Below are 25,098 nucleotides of genomic sequence, written 5' to 3'. Positions count from 1 at the left end.
TCACGCGGTGGCTCTGTGTTCCGGTGCCGCATTCCGCTGCTTTCTATTCCGCATTCCGCATTCCGCATTCTCTGAGCCCCCATGTCTCTCGTTTGGGTCAACGGCACGCTCGTTGACAAGCTCGACGCCCGCGTGAGCCCGTTCGATCACGGGTTCCTGTACGGCGACGGTGTCTGGGAGCACCTGCGCGTGTTCGGCGGGGCGCCGTTCCGCGCGCCGGAGCACCTCTCCGCCCTCGCCAAGGCCGCCGGCGCACTCGGGATCGAAGTGCCCCTTTCGCCGGCCGAGCTGCTGGCAGCGATCGGGGCGACGGTCCGGGCGAACAGCCGCACCGAGGGCTACGTTCGCGTGCTCGTGACCCGCGGTCCGGGGACGATCGGCCCGGACCCGCGGAAGCTCGAACCGCAAGTGCTCATCACCGCCGAAGAGTACCAGCCGTTCCCGCAGGAGCTGTACGGCCACGGGCTGCACGCGGTCGTTTCGCCGCAGCTCCTGGACGCCGACAACCCCGCGCACCAGTTCCGCACGCTGAACCAGCTCCACATCGTCCGCGCGAAGCAGCACGCGCTTCAAAGCGGGTGCCTCGAAGCGCTGCTCCAAAACCGGAACCGCGAGATCGTGGGGGCCACCGAAGGCGTGCTGTTCGCCGTGAAGGGCGATTTGCTCACACTCGCGTCCGGGGCGGCGTGGGACGACACCGGTGCGGCGGTCATCGATTCGACCGCCGACCGGCTCGCGCTCGTTGAAGATCCGCTCCGGCTCGAACACCTGCTCGCGGCGGATGAGGTGTTCGTCGCCGGGACCGCGTGCGGCGTCATCGGGGTCGTGCGCATCGACGGAACGGACATCGGCCGCGGGATCGAGGGGGCGGTCACACGGGGCGTGCGCGAAGCGTACACCCGCATCACACAGCGCGGAACCGAGTGACGCCGGAGCGGCAACGGCCCTCGGTCCTCGGTGCGGCTGGGCTGAATCCGCGCCGCATGGGACTACGGTAACGTGTGCGGGCACGTCGGCCACCACTTCCCGATCGAGTCCGGCTTGGTCCGAGCGATGGAAGTGTGCCCGCTCCCGCCGCCCGATCAGGCGCCCTGATGGGCGGCGCGTCTTCTTGCCCGGGGCGCGCGGCTCCGGCCGATCAGTAATCCAGGGTCCGGAACTCGTAGGCCGCGACCGCCAGCACGCCCACCGCGAACGCCAGCGACGCCAGCACCGACAGCTCCGGCTGGAACCGCTTGCTCTGCTTCACCGCGTCCAGCTCCGGGACCGGCGTCGAGTACGCGCCGGCGTCCATCGCGTCGAAGAAGATGCCGCTCAGGTCCAGCGGCTTCGGCAGCACCCAGTACCCGGCCTCGACCAGGAACGCCGACAGCGGGGCGAGCCCCTCGACCGGGAACGCGGTCACGCGCAGGTAGGTGAAGTTCATCGCCCAGCACAGCACCCAGAACAGCAGCGTGCCGAACACGCTCACGACGGTGCTGCGGGTGCACACCGCGAGGAACGCGCTGAACGCGTAGAACACCGCGAAGTTGGTCACCAGGAGCGGCACCGCGAGCCAGTATCGTGCGTCCCAGGTGCCCGTCCCGACGCCGAGGCACACCCACGTGGCGCCGACGAAGATCGTGGCATGGAGCGCGACGAACAGCACCACCCCGGCGCACTTGCCGACCAGCAGCGCCCACCGCGGGGCCGGCTTCGCCAGCAGCACCGTGACCGCGTGCGGTTCGAGGAACGTGGGCAGGAACCCCGCGGTCCAGAGCAGCGCCAGGAGCACGCCCACCGTGTCGGCGGCGACCCCGGCGAGCCACAACTGCACCTCGCGGGCCGCCGCCTCGCGGGTCTTCCGCAGCGGGTACGTGTGCAGCCCGAACCCGAGCGACACCTGCCCGTCCACGACCCGCAGCCCCTCCTTCTCGACCGTCTCGCGCCCGACCCGCGCGGTCTCCTCGGGCGTGACGGCCCCCATCCGGCGGCGCAGCAGCTCGTCGCGCCCGGTGCGCTCGGCGTCGGCGAGGGTGAACCCCTTCAGCCCGAGCCGCTTCGCCTCCTCCCACCCCACCCGGGCCGCGTCGTCCCGCTTGGTGCCGGCGAGCGTGTCCTGGCGGATCTTGTCCCACCCGATCTGGGGCAGGTCGAGCCGGTTGACGTACAGGGGGAGCTGGTCCGGGTGCTGCGGCCCAGGCGCGTCCCCGCTCACCGACACCCCCAGGCAGAACAGCGCGCACACCGCGGTCAGCGCGAGCATCACCCAGAACAGCTTCGTCGCGAGCGACTGGCGGAACGTGTCGCGCACCATCCAGCGGGCGGTGCGGATGGCCACCGGCAGCGAGTTCATGCGGCCTCCGGCTGGTACAGCCGCTGGAGCGCGGCTTCGAGCGTCCGGGCGGCGCCGGATTCCGGGTCGCGGAGCAGCTCGGCGAGCGTGCCGGTGAACGCCACCCGGCCGGCCACGAGCACCGCGGCCGAGTCGCACAGCTCCTGCACCTCGGTCAGCACGTGCGACACCAGGAGCACCGTCTTCCCGGCGGCCCGGCGCTCGCGCACCACCGCGCGGAGCAGCTGCCGGCCGAACAGGTCCAGCCCCTCGGTGGGCTCGTCGAGGATGAGCAGGTCCGGGTCGTTGAGGAGCGCCTGGGCCAGCCCGAGCCGCTGCACCATGCCCTTGCTGAACCGCGCGATCGGCTCGGCCTGGCGGTCGGCGAGCCCGACCCGCTCGACCAGGGCCGCCACGCGCCCGCCGAGCGCGCCGGCGGGAGCGCCCGACAGCCCGCCGTAAAACCGGAGCAGCTCGGACGCCGACAGGTACCGCGGGAACGCGTGGTTCTCGTGCATGTACCCGACGCGCCCGAGCGTGCCCCGGTCGGCCAGCGGGGCGCCGAGCCGGGTGACCGCCCCCGACGTGGGCCGGCAGAGCGAGAGGAGGAGCTTGATGAGGGTGGTTTTGCCGGCCCGGTTCGGCCCGAGCAGCCCGAACACCTGCCCGGCCGGGACCGTCAGGCTCACCCCGCGGAGCGCCGGCACCCCGCCCCGGCGGAGCAAGCCGGTCGGGTACGTCTTCACCACCTGGTCGAACACCGCGGCTGCCGTCACGGTCGGCGCCTCCGGAAGTTAACACCCGTTACTGACTGGTAACATAGCTCACATTTTGAGCCGGCACAGAAACCAGAAGACAAAGAGTGTTCAGCGCCGAGGGCACGAGAGGGCGCAGAGAGAAGACCAAAAGAGTGAGAACGGCTCAACTCTTTTGGTCTTCTCTCTGCGCCCGCTCGTGCCCTCGGCGGTGAATACTCTTCTCGATCCGCCGGCTACTCGATGAGCACGACGGACACGCCGCTCTGGAAGATGCGTTCGAGGCAGTCGCGGAGCCGGTTGATGCGCTGGTCGTAGCTGCCGGTGATGATCTGGGCGTCCGGCAACTGGGTCGCGCCGGTGGTGCCGGTGCCGCCGTAGGCCGCGCAGTTCGCGAGGAACTGGTTGGCGGTCGGGCGGAACGTGGCGTTCGGGGCCAGCACCTCGTCGAACAGGTCCCCAAACGCGATCGGGTACACCCGGGCCGGGGCGTTGGGCAGCGAGAGCCCGCTGTCGGCGCCCCCGCCCGAGGTTGTGGCGGTCGAGGCCATCTGCTTCACGATCTGCTGGATCACGCTGTACGCGTGGTTGATCCCGGTGGTGTCCCCGTTGTTTCCGCTGGTGACGCTGCCGGCGAGCGTGTAGTACGAGTTGTACCCCCGGGCGTTGAACGTCGGCACCCGGTAGCTGTTGGGCACCCCGTCGGTCTCGAAGATCACGATCTTCTGCGCCCCGCGGCGACCGTTGCCGGTCCCGACCGATTTCGCGGCTGTGATGGTGGACGGCGATAACAGGTTAAACGCGTACCCCAACCCGGTGGCCGGGTCGGTGCCCCCGGAGGAGTTCGGGATGATGGCCTGGTTGTACCCGCCGAGTGACGTGTTGGTGTACGGCCGGTACTCGCTGGTCACGTCCCCGTTGGTGATCGTGTCCACCAGGTCCCGCGGGTAGAACAGCGCGTTCTGGATCCGCTTGTAGTTCTGGCTCAGCGGGATCCGCACCCCGTTGTGCTGGCTGGTGGCGAAGTACACCAGCCCGCTGTAGTCGTTCGGGTGGTTGTTCTTCACGTCGTCGAGCACCGCGTTCACACCGGCCTTGAGCTGCCAGCACTGGGCCTCGTACACGGTGCCCGCGGTCCAGTTGCTGCCGGTCGCCGACGCCAGGAAGTCCATCATCGACAGCGGCCCGAACCACAGGTGCAGCCGCGGGCGCAGCGGGCTGTCGGTGTACCGCATGTACGGGCGGGTGGCCGCCCCCGTCTCCCAGGTGAACTTGTAGGTGGTCATGTCGCTGGTGGTGATCGACGCGGCGCTGGCCGACCAACTGTCCGCCACCCCGTACAGGTTGTCGGCTGAGGTGTAGCTGCCGGTGCCCAGCACGTAGTCGATGTACAGCTTCCAGAACCCCTTATCGAGCTTCTGGGCGGTGGTCCCGGTGGCCGTGTTCACGTCGTCCGGGATGGACGTGTAGTACACCACCCGGCCGGCCCGCAGGTTCGGCGGGAGCACCTGCGGCCCGCTCTTGATCCACTTCAGCACCGCCGCGTAGTTCACCACCGCGGCCGAGTTAATCGTCTGACCGGACGAACCGGTGTTGAACACCGCGTTGTTGATGTGGTCGGTGGTGCCGGCGGTGTTGGTGGTGTTGTTGTCGTTCTGCGGGTCGAGCGCGCCGCCGCTGCGGTTGAAGAAGAACCGCTGCCGCCAGTCGCCGGCCACGTGGCCCGCGTCGCCCGGGTTGCCCACCGGGGTGCGGGGGTCGGGCGGCCAGATGTAGAACGTCTTGCCCCAGTACCCCGGCCCCATCGAGTACCCGACGAACCGGTCCGCGGTCGGCACCAGGATGTTGCTCAGGACCCCGAGCCCGGTCGAGGCGAGGTACGTCGTCGGGTTGAGCGGGCAGTTGTTGGCCCCGTTCCGGGCGGCGCGGTACTTCACGATGTCCAGGTCGTAGCCGTGCGTCTCCCACACCGGGTCACGGAAGTTCAGCCACGTGGTCGCGAACGCCGGGTTCAGCCCCATGGCGGACGTGGGGGGCGTCGAGTTCGTGTACCCGAGCAGGTCGGCCGCGTGGTACGCGGCGCGGTTGTTCGTGCTGCTCCAGTCGGTCGTGGTCTTGTCGATGCGCCCGTCGCGCCGCCGCCACCGGTCACCGGTGTAGGTGAGGCCCGACGCGTCGGTCATCGTGCCGTAGGTGTCGGGGGCGGGCGTCGGCCCCTGGGGGGTGGTCTCGTTCCCCTTGTGAAACGCGTTGTAGCCGGCGAAGTTGTACGTCGGGGCGATGTAGTTGTCCGAGTCCGCGCCGCTCTCGGGCGGGGACCAGCGGTGGAACGCGGGCAGCAGGTTCGCGCTCCCGTCGCCCTTCGTGGTGACGGGGGAGGCGACGGTGCTCGGGGTGCCCCAGTTGCTCGGGTCGTAGTAGTACGAGCGGACGATCGGCGGGCCGCCCGGCGTGGTGATCGTGAAGTTGTTCCGCGGCAGCGCCTCGTTGGAGCTGTTGGCCAGGTTATCGGCCGCGACGATGCGGCTCTGGACCGTGGTGTAGTGCCCGGCCTTCGGCACGAGCGGGTCCGGGTTCATCGACTGGTAGTCGGACGAGGAGCCCTGCGCGTTGCCGCTGTTAAACGTGCTGCTGAACGCCATCGAGCCGGTCATGTCGAGCACGAACGCGATGTCGCGGGGGCGGTACACGGCCGTCGCGACCGCCCCGCTGGGCATCGAGTTGACGCCGAACACCCGCATGAAGTACGTGGGCTGCGACACGCCCAGGGTGACCCGCATCGCGGTCCACGAGTTGCCGCCCGGCGCGCTCATCGCGCCGCCCCCGGTGACCTGCGTCCAGTTCTGCACCTGGAACGTCTGGCTGGTGGGGTCGTAGAGGTACTGCCCCACCTCCATCTTGCTGACCTCGCCGCTCACGAAGTTGGTGCTCAGGTGCGGGTTGCTGGTCACCGACGCCTGGGCCGCGGTGACGGCCGCCGGCAGGTTGTTGTAGGCGACCCCGTCCCGGTTGTTGAGCGTGCGGGTGCCCACCAGCGCGGCCACGTCGGCCCCGTTCTGGCTCTGGGTGCGGGACACCGCCAGCATGCCCAGGTCCACCGCCAGCGCGACGAACCCGAACAGCCCGATCAAACACACCCCGAGCAGCGGCAGGATGGTCCCGCGGCGCCCCCGTCGGTTCTCGTAACTCCCCACTTTCATGGCGCGGTGCTCCCGGGCCGCGCCGGGCGCGGCCCCGTCCAGGCAATCTCAGATGTGGGGAGCCTAGTTCACGCCGGGCCGCCGGTGCGGCACCGGGCGGGCGAAAAAGCGGCGGTTTCTGAGGATTGAGACGGGGGCAGATTTCAGGGCGTGAATGCGTGTGTGAGAAGAGGCGGGCGCCCGGGCCGATGTCGGCCCGGGCGCCCGCCTCTTCTCACACACGCGGACACACTATTTCGCCGGCACATCTTTCTCGGCAAGAACGGCGAGTTCGGTGAGCTTGGCCGCGGTCACCCCGATCCGCTCGAAGCACTCGGCGACGATACTGTTCGGGGTGGTGAACAGGGTGATGAGCAGGTCCATCGGCGTGACGATCCCGCGGCCGCAGTCGTAGGCCCGACCGTAGGCGTCGCGCAGGAGGCGGATCACGTTGTCCGACAGGAACTCGCGGTTGAGCAGCAGCGGCGGGACCGGTTCGGCGTTCGGCTGGTGGAACAGGTCGCGGAACTGGTCGAGCAGCCCGGGCAGGTCGGCCCCGAGCTTGCCGGCCCACTTAAATACGCCGGAGTCCGGGGCGGCCAGCAGCCCCATAAAGAGGTGGGGGGTGCGGACACTGTCCCAGTTCGTGGCCCGGGTGTGGCCGAGCGCCTCGCGCAGCACGCGCGCGGTGGCCTCGTCCAAGATGTCCGGGCGGAGACGACCACTCGGAAGAAATATGTCGTCCACGGTTTCAACCGTTCCCGTCTATTGCAGCGGCTCGGACCCCTCACCTTCATCCCGATCTCGGCGGTCGAAGGTGAGGTGAATTATGTCGCGCCCCTCGCCAACTCGCAAGACAGTCTGCGCCGCACCGGTCACTTTTTCCTTGCCCGACAATCAGTTCCGCCCCACCATGAATCGCGCCGCGGAAAACTCGGCCTCCCGGTTCAACGTTCCGGGCGCCGACCGCCGGAGGCCCCCCCCCGGGCCGCGACTCTTTATCCAGTCCGGTCGGGCGCGTGACCCGGGAGCCGCACGCGCGGCCCGCGCGAGGGTTGAAGGCGGGCGCCAAATGAGAGCGGCGCCTCACACCGACTCCAGCCGTTTCAAGTTCGTCAAGTGTGTGCGCCACCCGCCGGCGTCAGCCGGCGGGGGCACCTCGGCGTGTTCCGATCTCACGGCCGATTACCAACGCCGCCCGAACTTGAAACGACTGAAGTCCAGTCGTTTCAAGCGGGCCGCAGGCAACAGGTTCGCTCTGTGGAGCGCGGCCGTCCCGGCCGCCTGGCGACGCGCACGAATACGGTACACGCGCGCTGGTGTTGCGATGCCACCGGGTGACCCAGGCGGGCAAGATGACCGCGCTCCGCAGAGAACACCAAGGCACGCGCCCGAACGGGAAACGGCGGCCCCGCCTGCTAACGCCCGGCGCGTGACTTCTTTGCGGCTTATGCCGGTGGCGCCGGCTTATTCGATTGGGCAGCTGGCGCATTTCTGTTGCTCCCGGCCGGATCTTCCCAAATCATCACAGTGTTCCGACGAATGCCCCGGTAGCAGCGTCCCTCTTCTGACCGGACCCGGCGGAGGCCACATGGAAACCGTGTTCCTGGTGTGTGCGATCACCGGCGGTACGCTCGTCGTGTGCCTGCTGGTCGCGGGGCTGTTCGGCTTCGGCAGCGAACACGATGTCGATCACGACACCGACACGGACGCCGACCACGACGCCGGCGACGACGGGCACGGCAATGCGCTGTTCGGAATGCTGTCCGTCCGCGCGCTCACGTCGGCGCTCCTGTTCTTCGGCCTCGGCGGCATGACCGCCCGCTACTACGGGGCCGACGAACTGGCGGCGTTCGGCACCGCCCTCGGCGCGGGGGCCGGTGTGCTTTACCTCGTCGCGACCGCGCTGCGGGCGATGAAGCGCCTCCGGTCCGATGGCACGGTGCGCGTCGAGCGGGCGGTGGGCACCACCGGGACGGTCTACCTGCGGGTCCCGGGCGAACGGGCCGGGTCCGGTAAAGTTCACCTCGCGCTCCAGAACCGGACCGTCGAGTACCAGGCCGTGACCGCGGGCGGCGAGTTGCCCACCGGCCGCCCGGTCAAGGTCGTCGCCGTCGTCAGCGCGGACACCGTCGAAGTCGAGCCGGCGTAACCATCACCCGGAGTTCCTCTCATGCTCACGCACACGCTCCTGGCGCAACAAAAGCCCGTCCCGGCGGAGGTGCCGTGGCCGGCGATCACCGCGCTGGCGGCCGGGCTGGTCCTCTTCGGGCTGCTGATGCTGGTCGCGAAGCGGTACAAGCGGTGCCCGAGCAACCGCGTCCTGGTTATCTACGGCAAGACCGGCGGCGGGAACGCGGCCAAGTGCGTCCACGGCGGCGCCGCGTTCGTGGTCCCGCTGATCCAGGACTACTCGTACCTCAACCTGGACCCGATCCAGATCGAGGTGCCGCTCAAGGGCGCGCTGTCGATCGAGAACATCCGGGTGAACGTCCCCAGCGTGTTCACGGTCGCGATCGGCACCGACCCCGAGACCATGCAGAACGCCGCGATCCGCCTCCTCGACCTCGGCACGCAGGAGATCAAGGAGCAGGCCCGGGACATCATCTTCGGGCAGCTCCGGCAGGTGATCGCGTCGATGCGGATCGAGGACATCAACCGCGACCGCGACAAGTTCCTGGAGAGCGTCCAGAAGTCGCTGGAGCCGGAGCTGAAGAAGATCGGGCTGGTGCTCATCAACGTGAACATCACCGACATCACCGACGAGAGCGGGTACATCGAGGCCATCGGCCGCAAGGCCGCGGCGATCGCGATCCAGCAGGCCAAGATCGATGTCGCGGAGCAGGAGAAGAAGGGGCAGATCGGCGTCGCGGAGGCGGAGCGCGAGCGGGCCATCTCCGTAGCGAACGCGACAAAGGTGCGCGAGATCGGCACCCGCGAGGCGACCCGCGAGCAGGCCATCAAGGTGGCGCAGCTCGAAAAGGACCGCGAGGTCGGCGAGCAGACGGCGCAGCTCGAGCAGGACGCGCTCATCAAAGAGGCCCAGCGCCAGCAGGCGATCCGCATCGCCGAACTGGACCGCGACCAGCGGGTCGGCGAGCAGCAGGCGGTGTTCGAGCGGGAGGCCCGGATCGCCGAGGCCGAGCGCGACAAGCGGGTGCGGCTGGCCGAGGCCAACGCGAAGGCGGTGACCGGCGAGGCCGTCGCGCAGGCGGACGTGGCCGGGGCGCAGGCCACGCTCGCGGTCCGCAACGCGGAGGCGTACCAGCTCGCCGAGACCAAAAAGCGCGAGGCCGAGGCCGCGGTCCTCGAAGCGCAGAACCGGGCGCTGGCGCGGGCCGCGCTGGCGCAGGCCGAGAAGGTGGAGGCGGAGCAGCGGGCCGCGCTCGAGGCCCCCGCGAAGGCCCAAAAGGCGAAGATGATCGTGGACGCCGAGGCCGCCGCGGAGCGGGTGAAGCTCGAGGCCGAGGCGCAGGCCGCGACGATCTACGCCAAGCTCGAAGCCGAGGCCCGCGGGCAGTTCGAGATCCTGGCGAAGAAGGGCGAGGGGCTCAAGAAGATCATTGAGGCGTGCGGCAGCCCGCAGGCGGCATTCCAGTTGCTCATGCTGGAGCACATGGACGCGCTCGCGGAGGCCAGCGCGAAGGCCATCTCGAACGTGAAGTTCGACAAGGTGGTGGTGTGGGAGGGCGGCGGGAACGGCACCGGCACCTCGAACACCGCCGGGTTCCTCAAAGACATGGCCAAGATGATGCCGCCGATGATGCAGGTGATGAAGGACATCGGCGGGGTGGAGTTGCCCGAGTACTTCGCCCGGCTCACGGGCGACACCTCGACCGAGCCGAAACCGAGCGCGAACGGCACGCACGCCGTGTAACGCCCCCCGGCTCCGAGCCGCGACCTCGCGCCCGCCGAAACGGACGCGAGGTCGTCCCGCTAAATCGACCGACGGAAACGGGCCGGCCGGCAACTACACTGAGTTGCCCACTCACCCCGGCAGGCCGACCGATGAGCGCCCCCCTCAGCTCCCTCCTGGGACACGTCCGCGGGCTGGATTCCGCCCGCGGCGCATCCGCCACCGACGCCGAACTCCTGAGCGGTTTCGCCGCCCACTGCGACGAGGCGGCCTTCACGACCCTGGTCCAGCGCCACGGGCCGATGGTGCTCCGCGTGTGCCGCCGGGTGCTGCGCCACGAACAGGACGCGGAAGACGCCTTCCAGGCGACGTTCCTGACGCTGGCTCGCCGCGCGGCCGCGGTCCGGAAGGGCGAGGCCCTGGCAAGCTGGCTCCACGGCGTCGCCTGCCGCACGGCCGCCAGCGCCCGGCGGGCCGCGGCCCGGCGCCGCGCGCACGAGGAGCGTGCCCGCCTCGCGCCCGTAACCGCACCCGGCGAAGAGTTCGCCTGGCGCGAGGTGCAGTCGGCTCTCGACGAAGAGGTTCAACGCCTCCCGGAGAAGTACCGCGCCGTGTTCGTACCGTGTTGCCTGGAAGGCGAGAGCCGGGCCGAGGTCGCGCGCCAACTGGGGGAAAAAGAGGGGACCGTTTCGAGCCGGCTGGCGGAAGCTCGCAACCTCCTCCGCCGGCGGCTGGCCCGCCGGGGCATCACGCTCTCCGCACTTCTCACCGCGGTGGCGGTCACACAGGGGACGGGGCGCGGCGGCGTGCCGGCGGCCCTGGCGCGGTCCACGGTTCGGGCCGCGGGGATGTTGGCACGAGGCGCGAGCGCGGGGGTGTCGCACCGCGTCCTGACGCTGATCGGCCGCGGCGGCGTCAACCGGCCCGGTCTGGTGACGGGCGCGCTGGTCCTGACGCTCCTCGCCGCCGGTCTGGTGGTCGGAGCGGCGACGACCGCCGACCAACCGCCCGCGGGCGATTCGCCGGTGCGGTCGCCCGTCGCGGCGCTCGCGCCCGAGGAGCCGGTTCGGAACCCGGAGCGCACCGACCGTCACGGCGACCCGCTCCCGGAAGGGGCCGTGGCCCGCATCGGCACCCAGCGGTTCCGCCACGGCGGGGGGAGCGTCAACCGCGTACTACCCACCCCCGACGGCAAGATGCTCGTGTCGAAGAACTACTACGGCGATGCTTCCGTACTCGTTTGGGAACTCGCGACGGGTCGGTTGCTCCACCAGTTCCCCGGTCACTACAAGGAGAACCGAGCCGTTGCCCTCTCGCCCGACGGCAAAACCCTGGCGCTAGGGCAGGACAAGGTGATCCGCTTTTACGACCTGACTTCTGGCAAGGAGGTGCGAAATTTGTCGAGTTCGATCGGTGGCACCGACGGACTGGCGTTTTCGCCCGACGGAAAAGTGCTGGCCTCCGGACACGGGTGCAACACGGTCCTTCTCTGGGATCTGGCCGGCGGCAAAGTGCAGAGCCAACTCCAGGCCGAGCAGAACCAGGTTTCCAATCTGGTTTTCAGCCCCGACGGCAAAACGCTGGCCACCGGAGACACAATCGACACGTTGATCCGGTTGTTCGACGTGGCGACAGGAAAGGAGCGCCAGCAAATTCGCTGCGCGGTGTTCGCGCGCGAGTTTGCCTTCTCACCGGACGGCAAGACGCTGGCCGTTGGTGCTCAGGAAGGCGCCGCCTCGCTCTGGGACGTGACCACCGGCAAGCCGATTCGGGAGCTGCACAGCCCGAACAAGTACGTGCGATCACTGGCGTGGTCGCCCGACGGGAAATCCCTCGCCACAGGCGATCTCGATGACGAAACGCAGGTGGTTGCCGTTCGGCTGTGGGACCCGGCGACGGGGAAGGAACTCCGGCAGATGCAGATGAACGGGGCCGTGGGGATGGCCGAGAGCCTCGCCTTCACCGCCGACGGCAAAACCTTGATTTGCGGGGGCAGCCACGGCGTCATCCGGCTGTGGGACCCGGCCACCGGCGCGGAGAAGTCCCCGACGGGCCTGCCCGGGCCGGTCAGGCACATGGCCGTCTCACCCGACGGCAAGACGCTCGCGTTCTCCGCCCGTGACATCACCCTCTGGGATCTGACAGCGGAACGGGAAATCGGGACGTTGCCGGGGCACCACTGGTCGTTTACCTTCGCGCCGGACGGCAAGACTCTCGCCGGCGGTAATGACATGAACGGGCTGAACGTGTGGGACGTAACCGGCCGGCGGCTCCTGAGCCAAGTAAAGGTTGATCCACAAAAGGAGAACCTTAAGTGGGTTGCGTTCGACTGCGTTGCGTTCTCGCCAGACGGAAAAGTGATTGCAACGGCCGGCCGCGAGCTCAACGAGACGGCCGGCCGCGAGCTCAACGGGTCGGATCGGTACCCCGTCGTCCGCTTGTGGGAAACGGCGACCGGAAGGCAGATACGAGAACACTGCTACAAGGACGAAATATATGACATGCCCGGGAGCGTTGCCTTCTCGCCGGACGGAACGCTGCTTGTAACGTCGGGGGCTGTTCTCGAGCGAGACGGCGCGGTCTGCGTGCTGGACATGTCCGGTGCCCAGGATCAGAGCCGTTTACAACAGATGATTAACCGATCACTCGGGAAGACGAAAAGACGATTCATTGGCCAGATCCCGGAACCGCGCGTCGCCTTCTCACCGGACGGGCGGTTGCTGGCAATGAACCGCTCGGAGGAAGGCATCCCCGTGTGGGAGATGGCCACGGGGCGCGAGCGCTGTTTGCTCAGGGGGCACGACGGCCCGACGTCTGCCGTCGCCTTCTCGGCCGACGGGCGGACGCTGGCCTCGGCCGGCTGGGACCACACCATCCGGGTGTGGAACGTCGAAACGGCCACAGAACTGAAGCGGTTAAAGGGGCACCGGGGCCAGGTGAACGCGCTGGTCTTCACCCCGGACGGGCGCAGGCTGATCTCCGCGGGCAACGACTCGACGGTGCTCTTCTGGGACGTGCTCGACCTCACCCGCCGCCCCCGCCCCGCGCTGCGCCTCGGGCCGTCGGAGTGGGACGCACTGTGGGCGGACCTTGCCGCCACTGACGCCGGCAAGGCGCACGCCGCGCTGGCGCGCCTCACGGCCGCGCCGGCGGTCACGGTCCCGGCCGTGCGGGAGCGCGTGCGACCGGCCCCAGAACCGGATGTGCGGCTCCTCGCGCAACTCGTGCGGGATCTCAACTCGGAGGAGTTCGCCGCCCGGGAGAAGGCGTCGCAAGAGCTGGGGCGTCTGGGCGAGTCGGTCGAAGCGGCGGTGAAGAGCGCCCGCAAGGGGGCGTCGCCCGAAGCGGCCCGGCGGTGCGACGAGTTGCTGACGAAACTCGCCGTCCTGTCCGGTGACCGATTACGGGGCGTGCGGGCGGTCGAGGTGCTGGAGCGGATCGGCACACCGGAGGCCGTTACGGTGTTGGAGTCACTCGCCCGCGGCGCCCCGCAAGCCCGGCTCACCCGAGACGCCCGGGCGGCACGGGACCGGCTCGCCCGTTCCGCCGGCGATCGTTGAGGTAGGAGTGAGGCCATCGCGCCCCGGCACCGGCTCGGGGTTGCGCGGCGCGTGCGGTGCCATCTGCCGTTTGATGCACGAGATTGACCCGCCGATCGTCGCCCTCCTCCGCGGGCCGTTTCCGGGCACCGCCCGGACGGTCTCGTCGTTCCTTGCTGGTCCGGCGCCGCAATGGGGCTCCCGTACCGCACCTGGGTGCCCCGTTGGGGCGCCGACGGGACATTCGCTACCTAACTACTGGTCACGAGTTGGCGATTCGCTGGGTAGTCGCTACCCACGAAAAGCCGGCTCAAGCCCCACACTCCGCGGCCGGACAGGTAAAGAGAAATGCCGTCGCTGCGCGGTCACTACGTCGCAACAGATTGACACAGTTGCACTTGCGACTGATTCGCCCTATGCACGTGTTTGGCCCGCGCGAGCGAACTTCCCGGTATTGGTCGCCGCACAGGGCGCGATTTGGACTTCAGAAAGTGCGGCATGGCGAAAAGACGGGGGAACAATGCCTGATGTGCGGAACATCCGGGCGACGACGCCAACGAACGGGAGGACGCGGGAGCCCGAGCGGGCGCGTCACGCCGGGGCCCCTTCACCGCCGCAGCGTCCACTCGTCGCGGGCGTACTTATCCGCGACAAGTTCTTCCGCCCGGGCCAGCGGCACCGGAGCGTATTCCCCGTCCGGTGCCCACGCTTCCACGAGCAACCGTTTGACCTCGGCAACACCGGCGGGCAGGTTCCGGACGAACTCCGCGTGCGGGCGGTCGCGCCGGTACTCCGGCTGGCGCTCCGGCGGGTTCAGGTACTTCGGCACCAGCCCCAGATCGAAGCCGCAAAGCAGCGTGCCGTGGTGCAAGAAGAAGTTGCGCTTCCGCTGCTGGGCGTTGCCGGAGAACTTCACGCCGCCAACGGTCAGATCGCTGGAACCTTCCACCGCGGCCGGTGCCACCGACTTGAGCGCGTTCAACACACGCCCCAGGACGTACCGGTTCGAGGCCGGAATGTCACCCAGCCCGGGCGCGTGGGTGTAGCCCAGCACCACGGAGAAACACAGGCACCCCGGCCCGAGGAGCACCGTTCCGCCGCCGCTGGCCCGGCGCAACACGGGCACCCCGTCGGCGGCGCAGGCCTCGCGGTTCACGTCGATCGGGACCGATCCGCCCGACCCGACGACCACGGCGTAGGAGGGGAGTTCCCAGAGGCGCAGCACCTCCCCGCCGGTGCCTTCTTCGGCTACGAGCAGCAGCGATTCGTCGAGGGCGAGGTTCGTCGCAGGGGCCGGGTGCGTATAATCGAGCAGCTTCATCGGGCGTTGACACGAGGGAGGGGGCGCGTATCTCAACACCGTTGTTGTACGCGAACCGCGGAGACTCTCCCGATGTCCAAGGACCGTCTGGCCCACAACGTGTTCTTCAAGCTGAAGGACGCGACGCCCGCGAAGGTGCAGGAACTGGTTGACGCGTGCAAGAAGTACCTGAACGTGCAGCCCGGGATCGTGTTCTTCGCCGCCGGGCCGCTGTGTGCCGAACTGGACCGCGAGGTGAACGACCGCGACTGGCACGTGGGGCTGCACCTCGTGTTCGTCGATAAAGCGGCCCACGACGCCTACCAGGACGACCCGACGCACAAGAAGTTCATCGACGAGAACAAACCGACCTGGGCCGGGGTCCGCGTGTTCGACTCGTATGTGTGACTCCGCCCGCTGTGCCGAGTGAACGGCGGCGGCGGGAGCCGCTCGCCCCATAAGAGACGCTCATGAACCGCCTACAGCCGCACGAGGTCACGAAGTTCCTACGCAGTCACCGGTTCGTCGGCGGTCAGCTCCGTGCGGTGCGGATCGTTCACGGGCGGGGCCGGGAGGTCGCGGTCGAGTTCCGCGTGCGCGTCCGCGAGTCGATCACGGACCTGGGCGCGGAGCCGAAACACGTCAGCCTCATCATCCGCGTGAGCGGCGCCGACGAGTTCCGGTTCCAGATGCGCCCGCAGCAGCCCAAGCTCAAGATCACCGACGCCCGCATCGGCTACCACAACGGGCTGTTCTACGTCACCTTCGATTCGATCGGGCTCGAAGCGGGCGAAACCGCCCAGGTGTTCGACTTCCGGTCCAGCGAGGTCTACGCCGCCGGCCGCGAACTGTTCTGGAAGCGGGTGGAGCCACAGAAGCAGGCCGAGTAGACAGGAAGCATTTTTGACAGGATCAACAGGATAGACAGGATTTGAAAGACAAGAACTCGATCGCCGCGACTGAACCGAGATTCCGCCCGAGAGCATACTTTGCCATCTTCTCCGCGGAACGCATGATCGTCCCGCCGGAGGAGATGGCATGCCGGGGATGGCAGCCAAGGTGGTCGTTACCGGACGTTCTCATTTCGCCTTATCGAGCAGGCCGCGCGACTTCAGCCAGTCGCCGGCGCGGTCGGGCCAGCTCGCGCACGGGTGCGGTGTTTTGCGCATCCCGTACCCGTGCCCGCCGGTCGCGTACAGGTGCAGTTCTGCCGGCACCTTGTTCTTCGTCAGCGCGAGGTACAGCGCCACGCTCCCCTCGCTCGTGACCGGGTCGTCCGACGAGTGCGCGAAGAACATCGGCGGCGAATCCTTGGTGACGGCGAACTCCGGCTTGAGCGCGCCGCCCTTGTCGGTCAGGTACGCCGGGTAGACCAGCACGCAGAAGTTCGGCCGGTGGCCGACCGCCTCGTCCGCCTGATCGACCTTCTCGTACAGCCGCTTCTGGGTGAGCGCGGTGCAAACGGTCAGGTGCCCGCCGGCCGAGAACCCGAGCATCCCGACCCGGTTCGGGTCAACGCCGAGTTCCTTACTCATGCCGCGGACGAGCGTGACCGCGCGCTGCGCGTCCTGCACCATCGCGAGGTTGTCGGGGCTCTGCGCCTCGCGCTTCGGCACCCGGTACTTCAGCAGCACCGCGGTGACGCCGAGGTCGTTGAGCCACTTGCACACGTCGGTGCCCTCGTGCTCGATGGCCAGGATCGAGTACCCGCCGCCCGGCGCGACCACCACCGCGGCGCCGTTCGCCTTCTCTTTCGGCGGCGCGTAGACGGTAATGGTCGGCTCGCTGACGTTACCCAGGCGCTTCACATCGGCTTGCCCCTTCTTGGGCTCGGTGAGCTTCTCCGCGCCGATGTCTTTCGTCTCACCCGGCGCCTTGCCCGGCCACAGCTTGTGTGTCACCGGTTCGGCCGCCCGTGCGGCAGACAGTGCGAGCGCGGCGGGTAGTGCGAGTGCGAGTGCGAGACCACGAATCATGAGGCACCTCAGCGGGGTGTGGGTAACGGGGCCACGGCCCCGTTACCTCTCGGGGAACGGGTCGTTCGGGCCGATCGGCTTGCCTTCCCAGACAGGCACGCCGTTGTCGAACGTGAGGAGCCGGCCGGTGCTTTTCGGCAGCGGGGCCGCGCTCGTGGCCGGCACCCACTTCGCGAGTTCTTTTTTCACCGCGGCGAACTTGGCATCCTTCGCGAGGTTGCTCCACTCGTGCGGGTCGGCGCCGCGGTCGTACAGTTCTTCGCTGCCGTCGGCGTACACGATGTGCCGCCACTTCTCGGTGCGGACGGAATGGTTGCCCGGGTTGTGGGTCGTGACGGCCGGGCGCTCCCGCGCCGCCTTTGCGTCCTTCAACTGCGGGGCGAGGCTGAGCCCTTCGTTCGCCGGGTTCGCAGGGAGGCCGCAGAGGTCCGCCAGCGTCGGGTACAGGTCGAGCAGTTCGGCCGGACGGTCGCACCGGGCGTTTGCGGCGACCTTCGGCCCGGCGAAGATGAGGGGCACGCGGGTGGAGCGCTCCCAGAGCGTGTTCTTCCCGGTGATGCCCTTCTCGCCCAGGTGCCAGCCGTGGTCGCTCCACAGCACCACAACCGTGTTCTGTTCCAGCCCGCCCTCGCGCAGGGCGTCGAGCACGCGGCCCACCTGGGCGTCAACGAAGCTGACGCTCGCGAGGTACGCCCGCACGAGCGGCCCCCACTGCTTCGCGTCCCGGAGCCACTTCAGCCGCGGCTCGGGGAGCTTCCAGTGCAGGTACGAGGCGAACCGCGGCAGGTCGTCGCGGTCGTCGTCCTTCACGTTCGGCAAAACGAGCTGATCCGCGGGGTACAGGTCGAACCACTTTTGCGGCGCATAACAGGGGACGTGCGGGTGCTGGAAACCGACCGCGAGAAACCACGGCCCTTTCGGCCGGTCCTTGAGGTGCTTCACCGCCCACGTCGCGACATCGTGGTCGAAACAGTCCTCGTCCTTCTCCGGGAACGCGCCCCAATCAACGAGCGGGTGCGGGTCCGGCGTGTCCACGAACTTCGCTTTTGGTCGCGGTTGCAGCGCGCCCGGCGGGCCGAAGGTATCGACCTCTGCGGCCCGCGCCTCTTTGGGCGGGTAGCCACCGTGGAAGATCTTTCCGGTGCTGGTGGTCGCGTACCCGCTCCGCTTGAACCACTGGAAGAGGGTAGCGTGGTCCTTCAGCTTCTCGGAGGTGCGGAACCACGGGCTGAGCGCGTAAACGCCGGTCGTGGAGGGGCGCAGCCCGGTGAGTACGCTCGTGCGCGACGGGTTGCACAGCGGGGCCTGGCAGTGCGCGTTCGTGAACGTGGTGCCGCGGGCCGCGAGCTTGTCGATGTTGGACGTTTTGACCTGCGGGTGACCGCCGAGCGGGCCGACCCAGTCGTTCAGGTCGTCGATCGCGATGAACAGGACGTTCGGCTTCTCGGCGCCGGCGGCGCGGGGCGGGTGTGAGCCTCCGGAGGCGATCGCGACACCGAGGGCGAGTGCGAGGAGAGGCCGCATCCGAATTTCCCGCGTGAAACCGCCCGCGGTGTTCCGGTACAATGCCGCGAGTCCCGCCATTGTGCGCTCCCGCGCCCGTCCAGACAACCCGCGATCCCATGCTCCGACCTGCGACCACTCTCCCGTTCGCTCTGCCGGGTGCGCTGACGGCGGCGCTGGTTCTGGTGCCGCTCGGTTCCGGGGGCGTACCCCTCACGGCCGCCCGGGGCGCCGACGCGAAGCATTGGGCGTTTCAGGCGCCCGTTCGCCCCGCGCCGCCGAAAACCGCGCACCCGGTTCGCAACCCGATCGACGCGTTCGTCCGCTCGCGGCTCGAAAAGGAGAAGCTGACGCCCGCGCCGGAAGCGGACCGCGTCACGCTGTGCCGCCGACTGTACCTCGACCTCACCGGGCTGCCGCCCGCGCCGAAAGACGTGGACGCGTTCGTCGCCGACACGCGCGCCGACGCTTACGAACGGCTCGTTGACAAGCTGCTGGCGTCGCCGCACTACGGCGAGCGGTGGGCGCGGTGGTGGCTCGACGCGGCCCGGTACGCCGACAGCGACGGGTACGAAAAGGACAAGTCCCGTCAGGTGTGGGCGTACCGCGACTACGTTATTAACGCGTTCAACGCCGACCTACCGTTCGACCGCTTCACGGTCGAGCAGGTCGCCGGCGACCTGCTCCCGAACGCGACGCAGGACCAGATCGTGGCGACCGGGTTCCTGCGGATGTCGATGCTGAACGAGGAGGGCGGGGTCGATCCCGAGCAGTTCCGGATGGACGCCATGTTCGACCGCGTGGACGCCCTCGGCAAGGCGTTCCTGGGGCTGAGCGTGGCGTGCGCGCAGTGCCACGACCACAAGTCCGACCCGCTCACACAGGAAGAGTACTACAAGCTGTTCGCGTTCCTCAACAACGACCACGAGGCCCAGCGCGTCGTGTACACGCCGAAGGAGCGGATGGAGGTCAACCGCATCCGCTCCAAGGTCACCGAGATCGAAGCCGGGCTGAAGGAGACGCACCCGGACTGGCAAGAGCGGCTCGCGAAGTGGGAGGAGAACGTTCGGAACGAGCCCGCGTGGAAAACGGTGGCCGTGGAGAACGCCAGCGACAACTCCCAGCGCTACATCGCACAGCCGGACGGCTCCGTTCTGGCGCAGGGGTACGCCCCGACGAAGTTCAACACCCTGATGCGCGGGCCGGCGCCCGTCAAGACGGTGACGGCGTTCCGAATCGAACTGCTCAACGACCCGAACTTGCCCTGCAACGGCCCGGGCCGCTCGTTCATGGGTACCAGCGCGCTGACCGAGTTCCAGGTCGAGACGGAAGCTCAGGGCAAGCGAACGAAAGTGAAGCTCGTGAAGGCGCTCGCGGATTACGCGAACCCGGAGCGCCCGCTGGAGAGCAACTTCGACGACAAAAGTAACAAGCCGCGGGTGACGGGGCCGGTGTCGTTCGCGATCGACGGCAAGGACGAGACCGCATGGGGCATCGACGCCGGCCCGGGCCGGCGGAACGCGCCGCGGGTGGCGGTGTTCGTGCCCGAAAAGCCGATCGAACTCCCCGAAGGGGGCACGCTCCACTTCACGCTACGGCAGATGCACGGCGGGTGGAACAGCGACGACAACATGAACAACAACCTGGGCCGTTTCCGGCTCAGCGTGACCGACGACACAGCTCCCGACCGCGCCCCGCTCCCACCGCTTGTACGCGCCGCGCTCGCGGTTCCCGCTCACAAACGCACAACCGCCCAGGCACAGACCGTGTTCGGTTTCTGGCGCACCACCGTGCCCACGTTCAAGGACGCGAACGCCGCAATTGAGGCGCTCTGGAAGCAGTGGCCCGAGGGCTCGACGAGTCTGGTCGTCGAGCCGCGTGACGAGCTACGCCCGACCGCGATCCTCAAGCGCGGCGACTTCTTGCGCCCCGCCGCGAAGGTGAGCGCCGGGACGCCCGCGTTTCTGCACCCGCTGCCCCCGGGCGCCGACGCGAGCCGGCTCACGCTGGCGAAGTGGCTGGTGGACGCGAACGCGCCGACCACGGCGCGGGCGGTCGTGAACCGCGTCTGGCAAGCGTACTTCGGCGCCGGGCTGGTGAGCACGCCGGAGGAGTTCGGAACCGAGGGCGCGCGGCCGACCCACCCCGAGCTACTGGACTGGCTGGCCCGCGAGTTCCAGGACGGCGGCTGGAGCGTCAAGAAGTTCCACAAACTCGTCGTGATGTCCGCCACCTACCGCCAGTCGTCGAAGGTGTCGCCCGAGTTGCTGAAGGCCGACCCCGATAACAAACTGCTCGCACGCGGCCCCCGGTTCCGCGCCGAGGGGGAGATCGTGCGCGACACGGCCCTTGCTGCGAGCGGGCTGCTGAACCCGAAGGTCGGCGGGCCGAGCGTGTTCACGCCGGCGCCGGACTTCCTGTTCAAGCCGCCGGCCAGTTACGGCCCGTTCGAGTGGACCGAAGCGCGGGACGGGGACCGCTACCGCCGCGCGCTCTACACCTTCCGCCGCCGGTCAACGCCGTACCCGGCGCTGACCGTGTTCGACGTGCCGGTCGGTGAGGCGTCGTGCGTGAAGCGGACGCGCACCAACACGCCCCTCCAGGCGCTGACGGGGCTGAACGAAACACTGTTCGTGGAGGCCGCCCGGGCGCTCGGCAAGCGCGCGGTTCTTGAAGGTGGGAAGACCGACGCGGACCGCCTCACCTATGCGTTCCGGTTGTGCGTGGCGCGCAAGCCCACCGCCGACGAACTGGCGGTGCTGTCGGCGCTGCTCGACAAGTCCCGCAAGCGTTTCGAGGAGGGCGGCGCCAACGCCGCGGAAGTGGCGACCGGTTCCAAGGACGCCAAGCAGGTTGAAGGACTCGCGTTCAGCGACTGGGGGGCGTTCGCCGTCGTGGCGCGCGTCTTGCTGAACCTGGATGAAACGGTGACAAAAGAGTAAATCGCCCGCCGGACCGACGTTAACGCCAAGGGACTATTCATGCTCGTGCGCCGACTGCTTTCGACCTGCCTCTTCGCCGGCCTGACCGCCGCCTGCCTGCCCGCCGAGGACAAGGCGCCCGCGCCGGCCGGGGGCGAGGTGAAGGCGCTGTTCAACGGCAAGAACCTGGACGGGTGGGTGAACGTGAACTGTGCCCCCGGCACGTTCTACGCGAAGGGCGACGAGATCGTCACCACGGGCAACCCGACGGGGTTCCTCCGCACGGACCGGCAGTACGAGAACTTCGAGCTCGACTTCGACTGGATGCACGTCGAAAAGGAGAAGATGGCGAACAGCGGGCTGTTCGTATGGGGCGACCCGCTCCCCGCGGTCGGCACCGGCTACACCCGCGGCATTGAGGTTCAGGTGCTCATCAACTACGCCCCGAAGGACGGGTGGGCCACCAGCCACGGCGACATCTTCAGCATCTGGGGCGCGAAATGCACCCCGGACCGGCCGCACTTCAAGGGCATTGAACGGTGCCTCCCGAGCGAGAACCGCGTGAAGGGCGGCGGCGAGTGGAACCACTACAAGGTGATCGCCAACGACGGCGCCATCAAGCTGCACGTCAACGGCAAGGAAGTTTCTGGCGTGAGCAAGAGCAACCCGCGCAAGGGCTACCTCGCGCTCGAGAGCGAGGGCGTGGAGTGCCACTTCAAGAACATCAAGATCAAGGAGTTGCCGAGCACGAACCCGACGCCGGCCGAGTGCGCGAAGGTCGCAGAGGGGCATGTGTCACTCTTCAACGGGCTGAACCTGGACGGCTGGAAGGCCGAAAAGGGTGGGTGGAAGGCCGGCGGCGGTATCGTCCGCGCCGCGGGCACGAGCGACTTGGTACATGAAGGGACGTTGCCGAACGGCGGCGCGCTCCTGTTCGACTGGAAGGTGCCGGCCAAGTCCGCGGCGGACCTCACCCTCGAACTCGCCGGCACGCCCGTGACGGTCAAGGCCGAGAAGCCGGGCGCGTGGCAGCGCACGCAGGTGCTCCTCACCCCGAAGGCCGGCGGTTCGCCGGTGGCGTTCAAGCCGGTCACCGGGTTGGAGGTCATGAACGTGTTCGCAAAAGAGCTTCCGGCCAAGAAGTGAGCGGCGGCTGATCAAAGTAACCTCCTTCATGTAGCCGGCCTCACACAACAGATTTGAATCCTGAAATGGCAAATCCGGACTGTCACCAGAGCAATCCAGATGTCACGGATTTCATGAACAATGGCGCTGCTACGTGCCCCGGACTGAAATCTGTTGTGTGAGGCCGGTGGTGTGCGGGTGCGACAGCACCGCCTCACCGATGCCTGTTTCCAGACCGCCGTCACTTTTCAACCGGATTCGGCCTCACCTATCATTCCGATGGCAGCGGGACCGGAACCCCGTGAGCGGCAAAAATTGCGTGGGATTTGTGGGTAGCAGTCGCCCAGCGAAGTGGTAGTCCGTGGCCAGTCGGACGGCAGCGAATGTCCAGCCCGTGCCCCACCTGCTGCTACCGATCGGTACTGTAACCCCCGTTACAGCGGCGGGCCGCGGCGTGTGTCAACGAGTGAACCGCCCGGGTTCGGCGCCTCATAAAATACACGGCTCAACGCGGCCGGTCGGGATTCGGGGCGCCAGACCTTGAGGGGCGGCATGTTCCTGTTCGGGCTGAACGAGGCCGAAGTGTCGGCCGAGTACACCAAGCGCGTCATCGTGACCATCCTCGTCGCGGCGACCACATCGGGCACCACCTTCGTGTTCACCTGGTGGTGGGCGCGGCGGCAGGCCAAGCGGCAGTGGAAGGCGAAAGAGTTCCTGGACCGGCTCACGATCAGCCTGAACATCTTCGCCGACGGCACGCTCAAGATCCGCACCGTGATGGAACGGTCCATCGACGAGATCTTCCTGAACCGGCTCGCGATCCAAAAGGTGTGGGCGGCGGCCCGCGCCACGACGCCCGCGAACCCCGTGCTGCCGATCCCGAAAGCGGACCGCTGGTTCCTGCTCAACTTTGTACTCAACGCGGTCGCCGGGCACTTCGTTGAGGGGCACATCCGGCTCGACGCCGGGCTCCCGGTCGCGAGCGTGAGGTACGCCCTGTTCCTGACCTGCGAGCACCTGGGAGAAGAACGCATCCGCAAGGTGCGGGCGATGTTAGTGCGGTGCGACGTGCTAGAGAACTTCCCGCACCCCGACACCATGCCGCGGCTGGAAAGCCCGTGGCACGACGACCGCATCCGGACCCTGCGGGTGGCGTCGGCCCTGTACAAGGCCGAGCCCGACAACTTCCTGACCGTTGAAGTCTGCGTGTAGCGCGGGCGGCCCGCGCCGCGCACCGAACCTCACCCGACCTCGCGCCGCCCCGCCGCTTCCGGTCGGCCCGTGCGCTCCACGAACCGCACCTTCACCGTCGGGCCGGCGATGTGGTGCAGCAGGTGCTTCGGCAGATGGCACCGGATCACCACCTCGTTTTCGTCGTCGCGGAACTCCTGGCGGTAGATTTCGGCGTGCGCGTTCAGGAACGCCAGCACCCGCCCGTTGCCCGAGTCCGTGACGATCTCGGCCTCCGCGAAGTCCTCCGCGAGCGCCTCCATCACCGCGTCTTCGAGCTGGTCCAGGCCCTCGCCCGTCAGCCCGCTCACCGCCACCGCCCGCGGGTGGTGCGCCTCCAGCAGCGTGAGCAGCGAGCGGTCCTGGAGCCGGTCGACCTTGTTCAGCACGAGGAGCGTCGGCCGGTCGCCGCAGTCCAGTTCCTTCAGCACGGTGTTCACGGCGTTGATGTGGACCTCGGCCTGCGGGCTGCTCGCGTCCACGACGTGGAGCAGGAGCTTCGCGTGCCGGGCCTCCGACAGCGTGGCCTTGAACGACGCGACGAGGTGGTGGGGCAGGTCGCGGATGAACCCGACGGTGTCCGACAGCAGCACCCGGCCCCAGTCGCGGATGTGCCACTGCCGGGTCCGCGTGTCGAGCGTCGAGAAGAGCTGGTTCTTGACGTACACGTCGGCCTTCGTCAGCGTGTGCATCAGCTGCGACTTGCCCGCGTTGGTGTAGCCCACGAGCGAGACCGTGTGCTCCTCCGCACGGCTCTTCACCTCGCGCTCCTTGCGGGCCAGCACCTCGTCCAGCTTGCGCTTCAGGTCGCGGATGCGGTGTTGCACCAGCCGGCGGTCGGTTTCGAGCTGGGTCTCGCCCGGGCCGCGGAGCCCGATCCCGCCGCCCTTCTGGCGCGACAGGTGGCTCCACATCTGCTTCAGCCGCGGGAGCGAGTACTCGAGCTGCGCGAGCTCCACCTGGAGCTTCGACTCGGCCGTGCGGGCGCGGCTGGCGAAGATGTCCAGGATCAGCTCGCTGCGGTCGAGCACCTTCACGCCCAGCGCCTGCTCCAGGTTCCGCGCCTGGTTCGGCAGCAGGTCGTTGTCGAAGATGACCACGTCCGCGTCGGCCGACTCGACCAGGTCGTGCAGCTCCCCGACCTTGCCGGTGCCCAGGTAGGTGGCGAGCTGGATGTCGTGGCGCCGCTGCGTGAGTTCGGCCACGGCGGTGGCCCCGGCGGTCTCCGCCAGCCCGCGGATCTCGTCGCACGGGTCGGCCTCGTTGGGCCACGGGCGCTCGGGCAGCGCCACGCTGACCAGGACCGCCCGCTCGCTCGCGACCGAGAACTCTTCCCGCTGCGTGTCGAATGCTTTGCTGATGATCACGTCCTCCGGCGCGGGATCGCGCCGCACACATTG

The 25,098-nt window shown here is 68.5% G+C and carries 17 protein-coding genes; 9 read left to right on the top strand and 8 right to left on the bottom strand.

What is annotated here, in order from left to right; genetic code table 11:
• Window positions 1-81 precede the first annotated feature (81 nt).
• Window positions 82-927: an aminotransferase class IV gene (locus tag GobsT_RS02615; RefSeq protein ID WP_010038779.1), complete on the top strand. Its 846-nt coding sequence runs from the start codon at window positions 82-84 to the stop codon at window positions 925-927.
• A 211-nt stretch (window positions 928-1,138) separates the two neighbouring features.
• On the opposite strand, the gene GobsT_RS02610 is transcribed toward GobsT_RS02615, so the two are convergent.
• The 4 genes from GobsT_RS02610 to GobsT_RS02595 all read right to left on the bottom strand — a co-directional run bounded on the left by GobsT_RS02610 (window position 1,139) and on the right by GobsT_RS02595 (window position 6,995).
• Window positions 1,139-2,335, bottom strand: coding sequence for an ABC transporter permease (locus tag GobsT_RS02610; RefSeq protein ID WP_010038782.1), 1,197 nt, complete (start codon window positions 2,333-2,335; stop codon window positions 1,139-1,141).
• Window positions 2,332-3,090, bottom strand: coding sequence for an ABC transporter ATP-binding protein (locus GobsT_RS02605; protein ID WP_010038784.1), 759 nt, complete (start codon window positions 3,088-3,090; stop codon window positions 2,332-2,334). Before GobsT_RS02605 ends, GobsT_RS02610 begins: the two co-directional genes overlap by 4 nt.
• 215 nt (window positions 3,091-3,305) lie before the next feature.
• On the bottom strand, window positions 3,306-6,269 hold the full coding sequence (locus GobsT_RS02600; RefSeq protein ID WP_010051684.1) for a pilus assembly protein TadG-related protein: 2,964 nt from the start codon (window positions 6,267-6,269) through the stop codon (window positions 3,306-3,308).
• Window positions 6,270-6,500: 231 nt separating this feature from the next.
• Entirely contained in the window at window positions 6,501-6,995 is a 495-nt protein-coding gene (locus tag GobsT_RS02595; protein ID WP_148087583.1) for a Clp protease N-terminal domain-containing protein, read from the bottom strand.
• Window positions 6,996-7,839: 844 nt separating this feature from the next.
• On the opposite strand from GobsT_RS02595, the gene GobsT_RS02590 reads away from it, so the two are divergent.
• The 3 genes from GobsT_RS02590 (at window position 7,840) to GobsT_RS02580 (ending at window position 13,664) form a co-directional block, all read left to right on the top strand.
• Window positions 7,840-8,400, top strand: coding sequence for an NfeD family protein (locus tag GobsT_RS02590; RefSeq protein WP_010044315.1), 561 nt, complete (start codon window positions 7,840-7,842; stop codon window positions 8,398-8,400).
• 21 nt (window positions 8,401-8,421) lie between these two features.
• Window positions 8,422-10,125: a flotillin family protein gene (locus GobsT_RS02585; protein WP_010044317.1), complete on the top strand. Its 1,704-nt coding sequence runs from the start codon at window positions 8,422-8,424 to the stop codon at window positions 10,123-10,125.
• A 131-nt stretch (window positions 10,126-10,256) separates the two neighbouring features.
• Window positions 10,257-13,664, top strand: coding sequence for a sigma-70 family RNA polymerase sigma factor (locus tag GobsT_RS02580; RefSeq protein WP_010044321.1), 3,408 nt, complete (start codon window positions 10,257-10,259; stop codon window positions 13,662-13,664).
• A 586-nt stretch (window positions 13,665-14,250) separates the two neighbouring features.
• Here the strand turns inward: GobsT_RS02580 and GobsT_RS02575 are convergent.
• On the bottom strand, window positions 14,251-14,964 hold the full coding sequence (locus GobsT_RS02575; RefSeq protein ID WP_010044325.1) for a lipoate--protein ligase family protein: 714 nt from the start codon (window positions 14,962-14,964) through the stop codon (window positions 14,251-14,253).
• A gap of 72 nt (window positions 14,965-15,036) precedes the next feature.
• On the opposite strand from GobsT_RS02575, the gene GobsT_RS02570 reads away from it, so the two are divergent.
• Both GobsT_RS02570 and GobsT_RS02565 read left to right on the top strand, forming a co-directional pair.
• Entirely contained in the window at window positions 15,037-15,351 is a 315-nt protein-coding gene (locus GobsT_RS02570; protein ID WP_010044327.1) for a Dabb family protein, read from the top strand.
• A gap of 62 nt (window positions 15,352-15,413) precedes the next feature.
• Window positions 15,414-15,833, top strand: a complete 420-nt coding sequence (locus GobsT_RS02565; protein WP_010044329.1) for a ubiquitin family protein — start codon at window positions 15,414-15,416, stop codon at window positions 15,831-15,833.
• A gap of 189 nt (window positions 15,834-16,022) precedes the next feature.
• Here GobsT_RS02565 and GobsT_RS02560 read toward each other — a convergent pair whose 3' ends face one another.
• Both GobsT_RS02560 and GobsT_RS02555 read right to left on the bottom strand, forming a co-directional pair.
• Window positions 16,023-16,919, bottom strand: coding sequence for an alpha/beta hydrolase (locus GobsT_RS02560; protein ID WP_010044331.1), 897 nt, complete (start codon window positions 16,917-16,919; stop codon window positions 16,023-16,025).
• A 42-nt stretch (window positions 16,920-16,961) separates the two neighbouring features.
• The gene (locus GobsT_RS02555; protein WP_033198959.1) at window positions 16,962-18,443 is read right to left on the bottom strand and encodes a sulfatase; all 1,482 of its coding nucleotides are present in this window, start codon (window positions 18,441-18,443) and stop codon (window positions 16,962-16,964) included.
• A 98-nt stretch (window positions 18,444-18,541) separates the two neighbouring features.
• On the opposite strand from GobsT_RS02555, the gene GobsT_RS02550 reads away from it, so the two are divergent.
• The 3 genes from GobsT_RS02550 to GobsT_RS02540 all read left to right on the top strand — a co-directional run bounded on the left by GobsT_RS02550 (window position 18,542) and on the right by GobsT_RS02540 (window position 23,680).
• Window positions 18,542-21,364 (top strand): DUF1549 and DUF1553 domain-containing protein, encoded by a 2,823-nt coding sequence (locus GobsT_RS02550; protein ID WP_010044339.1) that lies wholly within the window; start codon window positions 18,542-18,544, stop codon window positions 21,362-21,364.
• Between the two features lie 39 nt (window positions 21,365-21,403).
• Window positions 21,404-22,489 carry a 3-keto-disaccharide hydrolase gene (locus tag GobsT_RS02545; RefSeq protein ID WP_010044342.1) on the top strand — a complete coding sequence of 362 codons (1,086 nt, stop codon included), beginning with the start codon at window positions 21,404-21,406 and terminating at the stop codon, window positions 22,487-22,489.
• Between the two features lie 531 nt (window positions 22,490-23,020).
• A complete protein-coding gene (locus GobsT_RS02540) occupies window positions 23,021-23,680 on the top strand; it encodes a hypothetical protein (protein ID WP_010044345.1) in 660 nt (219 codons plus the stop codon).
• 29 nt (window positions 23,681-23,709) lie between these two features.
• On the opposite strand, the gene hflX is transcribed toward GobsT_RS02540, so the two are convergent.
• The gene (hflX, locus tag GobsT_RS02535; RefSeq protein ID WP_010044346.1) at window positions 23,710-25,065 is read right to left on the bottom strand and encodes a GTPase HflX; all 1,356 of its coding nucleotides are present in this window, start codon (window positions 25,063-25,065) and stop codon (window positions 23,710-23,712) included.
• Between the last annotated feature and the right edge of the window lie 33 nt (window positions 25,066-25,098).

It is taken from the genome of Gemmata obscuriglobus, assembly GCF_008065095.1.
Taxonomy (GTDB): Bacteria; Planctomycetota; Planctomycetia; order Gemmatales; family Gemmataceae; genus Gemmata; species Gemmata obscuriglobus.
The sequence above is the reverse complement of the archived record's forward strand: the minus strand, read 5'-3'. Positions and strand labels throughout refer to the sequence as shown.